Raw genomic sequence first — 4,005 nt, 5'->3', positions numbered from 1 at the left:
CGGCCAGCGCCCACAGGCCGTTGCGGCGCGGCATCCGGATGTCCATCAGCAGCACGTCCGGCCGCAGCCGCGCGCACACCTCGACGGCTTCCTCACCGTCGTTCGCGGTGCCCGCCACGGTGATGTCCGCCTGGCTGTCCAGGATCGCGCTCAGACCGGCGCGGATGATCGGCTCGTCGTCCACGACGAGCACGCTGAGCTGCTCAGACATCCGCACGCTCCCACGGCATCGTGGCCGTGACGCGGAAGCCGCCGTCACGGGTCGGGCCCGCGGTGAGCTCGCCGTCCAGCGCGCTCACCCGTTCCTCCATGCTGACCAGGCCGAGCCCGATGCCCGCGCCGGCCGTGGCCTGCCGTACCGCGCGGCCGTTCACGACCTCGCACCGCAGCTCTCCGCCATCTCCGCCATCTCCGCCATCGACGGTCACTTGGACGAGCGCCCCGGGCGCGTGCCGACGGGCGTTGACCAGTGCCTCCTGCACGACGCGGTACACCGCAAGCTGCACCGGTTCCGGCACGGACTCCGGCGCGACGTCCATCGTCAGCTCGACCATTCCTCCCGCGGCACGGTGGCTGTCCAGCAACGCGTCCAGCTCGCCGAGGTCCGGTACGGGTTGGAGCGGGACGGCGTCCGTGGGGTCGCGCAGCATCCGCAGCAGGTCACGCAGCTCGCCGCTGCTCTGCCGGCCCGCCGCGGCCAGCCCGTCGACCTGGGCACGGGCCCAGTCGGGCAGCTCGCCGCCGCGGGCGCGCAGGGTCTCCGCGTGCACGACGAGCAGGGTCAGCGAGTGCGCGACCACGTCGTGCATCTCTCCGGCGATCCGTGTCCGCTCGCGTTGCGTGGCCTGCGCCGCTTCCAGGGCCTGTGCCCGGCGCGCGTCGGCCGCCCGTCGCTCGGCCGCGGCCAGCAGTTCCTGCCGGGTCCGCGCGGCGAACCCCATCGCCCACGCCAGCGGCATCGGGGCCAGCGCGGCGAGGACGTCCAGGCCGCCCTGGAAGTCGCCGGAGTCGGTCGTCATCCGGTTCAGCCACAGACCGGCCACGCTCAGCACGGTGACGCCGAGGACCGCCGACACGGTCCGTCGCCAGCTCGTGCCGTGGTTGCCCAGGTTGTAGAGCAGCACCGCCAGCGGCAGGAAGACCAGCGGCGACAGCTTGGCTCCCGCGCCCGCACTGCCCACCAGCGCCGCCAGAAGGGCCGCGAAAACCACGACGAAGGCGGTGGCCGGCAGCCTTCGCCGCAGCAGCAGGGCCACCACGCCCACCGCCTCGTACACCGTGAGCGACGCCCAGGCCGGCCCGGAGGTGTCCACGTACGGCTGCGACAGCAGCGCCGGCAGAAACGTCAGTACGACCAGCCCGGCGTCGGCGCCCCACCGGGGCCACCTGCCGTCCATCACTCTCATCCGTCCGACACTATGATCTCGCACGCCGGTCTTCGTCACTCCAAAGAGCCACTCGCACGCCGGCCGGCCCAGCGGGGGCGGTCTCAGGGCGGTGTCAGTCCGCCTCGGTGACGACGCTTCGCATCAGCAGGTCGAAGTGCTCGCGAACGTGCTCGACCAGGTCGAACGTGGGGTCCATGAACCACTGGGTCGTCAGACCGTCCGCGCAGGCAACCAGCGCGCGGCCCAGTGCGTCGGGGTCGACGTCGGCCCTGACCAGTCCCGCGTCGCGGGAGGCGTCCTCACCGCCCGCCTCCAGCATCTGCTGACTGGTCCCGACGGGCACATCCCAGCACCGCTACAGCCGTTGCGGGACGCTCTCGCCCTGGCCGAGCGTCCCCGCGGCATCCTGCACTGGCTCACGCACAGCCCCGCCTGGCTGGACACGGTCTTGGCCGACCGTCCCGCCGGCCACGTCCACCAGATTCGTCCCTACGCGCACTGGCATCTGCTGCGACGGGCCCGTCGACGCGCCGCCCAGCGCCGCCACCCGGCGGAGCCGGGCTCGTTCCTCCGCACCCGAGTCCTGGTGGCTTTGGAGTTCCTCGCCTGGCTGGACGGACATGGCCTCGACCTGGGCGGACTTCGGCAAGACCACCTCGACCGATGGCTGGATGCGGGCAACACCCGCACCTATGCGATCCGCTACTTCCGCGCCACCGAGCTGGAGCCCGACGAGCGAGCCGTGCTCGACCAGGGCGTCACCGTACGGCGAGGCCAGGGCTACGCCCTGCGCGTCACCGCCGCCCCCGCCGTCCACCGCCAGCTCCTCACCCGCTGCCAGCCACTCGACGGCGGCCAGGGCACCCCGACTGTCCCGGCGCAGCGTAAGGCCCGCCGCGAGTACGAGAACCGCGTCAGCGCCCTCATCTCGACCGGACCATGACCGGGTCAGCGGCTACCGCTGATTACCGTTCGGATACTCCCCGAGTGCCAGCCTTCTCCACGCGGCTCCGCCGCATGGCAGGGGCTTCGCCCCTGGGCCCCGGGGTCTGGGGCGGAGCCCCCCCGCGCGGCGGAGCCGCATATCGTCAGGTGTCGGGAAGGGGCGGGGAGGGGAACAGCCCGCCGCAGGTACCCCTAGGGGCGGAATCCGGCGATATTGGGTTCACCTTGCCAGAAGCGGAAGAATTCCTGGCCCCAGTAGGTGTCCCATTCCGATACGCCCAGGGCCCGCAGCACCGCGTCGATGGCGCCGAAGAACGCCTGGTTGACCTCGGGTATCCACAGGATCCCGAAGACCGCGAGCAGCCCGAACGGCGCGTACGGCTCGACCTGGCGCCGGATGCGGTACGACAGCCACGGCTCGATCACCCCGTACCCGTCCAGCCCCGGGACCGGCAGGAAGTTCAGGATCGCCGCCGTGACCTGGAGCAACGCCAGGAAGGCGAGGGCGAAGCGGAAGAGCTCCGGCACCCGGTCCGTGGCGTCGAGCCAGAACGGGGCGGTCAGCGCGACCGCGAACAGCACATTCGTCAGCGGGCCCGCGGCCGAGATCAGACTGTGCTTCCAGCGGCCCTGGATCCGGTGCCGCTCGATGAACACCGCCCCGCCCGGCAGCCCGATCCCGCCCATGATCACGAAGACCACGGGCAGCACGATGCTCAGCGCCACATGCGTGTACTTCAGCGGGTTGAGGGTCAGATAGCCCTTCGCGCCGATCGACAGATCCCCGCCGTGCAGCGCGGTGCGCGCATGGGCGTACTCATGCAGGCACAGCGAGACGACCCAGCCGGAGACGACGAACAGGAAGACGGCGAAACCGGGGCTCGCCGAGTAGTCCGTCCACACCGCCCACGCGGACACGACCATGATCGCGAACAGTCCGAGGAAGACGGGGCTGATGCGCCGCTCGCGGCGGCTGATGGCGGTGGTCATCGAGTGGGGTCTCCATACGGGCTGGTGAGCGCTGAGGGGAAACGTCGCACAGGGAGCGCGGAGTTCCGGGCCAGGGTAAACGGGAGAACCGCCGGGCCGGCGAAAACGGGGGAACGGCCGGGCTCCGGGAAACGGGCGAATGGCCGGGCCGGGATGACCGGGAGAACAGCCGGGGCAGGCGCGGTCGGCCAGGAGACCGGCATCCCTCAGAATGGGGCCGTGCGCTACGGCATCCTCGGCACCACCCAGGCCCGCCACGACGACGGCACCCCCGTGGACGTCGGCGGGGCGCGGCTGCGTGCGCTGCTGGCGGCGCTCGCGCTGGCGCCCGGGCGGGCGCGGACCACCGGGGCGCTCATCGGTGAGATCTGGGTCACCGATCCGCCCGTCGACGGGCATGGCGCGCTGCAAGCGCTGGTCGGGCGGCTGCGGCGGGCGCTCGGCAAGGACGCCGTGGAGTCCGTTCCGGGCGGGTACCGGCTGAGCGCCGACCCCGACGACGTCGATCTGCACCGCTTCGAACGGCTCGCGGAGGAGGGCGGCCACGCCCTCGCCGACGGCGATCCGGCCAAGGCCGTCGATCTGCTCGACGCCGCCCTCGCACTGTGGCGCGGGCCCGCGCTCAGTGATCTGCCCGACGCCACCGCGCCCGCCGCCCGCGCCGAGGCCCGCCGGCTGGACG

6 protein-coding genes are annotated in these 4,005 nt (G+C 72.4%); 2 read left to right on the top strand and 4 right to left on the bottom strand.

Annotated features, from left to right (window positions below; genetic code table 11):
• From KN815_RS39490 to KN815_RS39480, 3 genes are all read right to left on the bottom strand, one after another.
• A partial coding sequence (locus KN815_RS39490) for a response regulator (protein ID WP_216346623.1) occupies positions 1 to 211 on the bottom strand: 211 nt, incomplete at its 3' end.
• Positions 204 to 1,397, bottom strand: a complete 1,194-nt coding sequence (locus KN815_RS39485) for a sensor histidine kinase (RefSeq protein WP_216346624.1) — start codon at positions 1,395 to 1,397, stop codon at positions 204 to 206. The genes KN815_RS39490 and KN815_RS39485, both read right to left, overlap by 8 nt.
• 103 nt (positions 1,398 to 1,500) lie before the next feature.
• Positions 1,501 to 1,731, bottom strand: a complete 231-nt coding sequence (locus tag KN815_RS39480) for a hypothetical protein (RefSeq protein WP_216346622.1) — start codon at positions 1,729 to 1,731, stop codon at positions 1,501 to 1,503.
• A 21-nt stretch (positions 1,732 to 1,752) separates the two neighbouring features.
• Between KN815_RS39480 and KN815_RS51055 the strand changes: the two genes are divergently transcribed.
• Positions 1,753 to 2,331 (top strand): resolvase, encoded by a 579-nt coding sequence (locus tag KN815_RS51055; protein ID WP_253209525.1) that lies wholly within the window; start codon positions 1,753 to 1,755, stop codon positions 2,329 to 2,331.
• Positions 2,332 to 2,525: 194 nt separating this feature from the next.
• Here KN815_RS51055 and KN815_RS39470 read toward each other — a convergent pair whose 3' ends face one another.
• A complete protein-coding gene (locus KN815_RS39470; RefSeq protein WP_216346621.1) occupies positions 2,526 to 3,323 on the bottom strand; it encodes a site-2 protease family protein in 798 nt (265 codons plus the stop codon).
• A gap of 219 nt (positions 3,324 to 3,542) precedes the next feature.
• Between KN815_RS39470 and KN815_RS39465 the strand changes: the two genes are divergently transcribed.
• A partial coding sequence (locus tag KN815_RS39465; protein WP_216346620.1) for an AfsR/SARP family transcriptional regulator occupies positions 3,543 to 4,005 on the top strand: 463 nt, incomplete at its 3' end.

This window comes from Streptomyces niphimycinicus (assembly GCF_018883605.1).
Classification (GTDB): domain Bacteria; phylum Actinomycetota; class Actinomycetes; order Streptomycetales; family Streptomycetaceae; genus Streptomyces; species Streptomyces niphimycinicus.
This window is presented reverse-complemented; position numbering and strand designations above follow the sequence as displayed.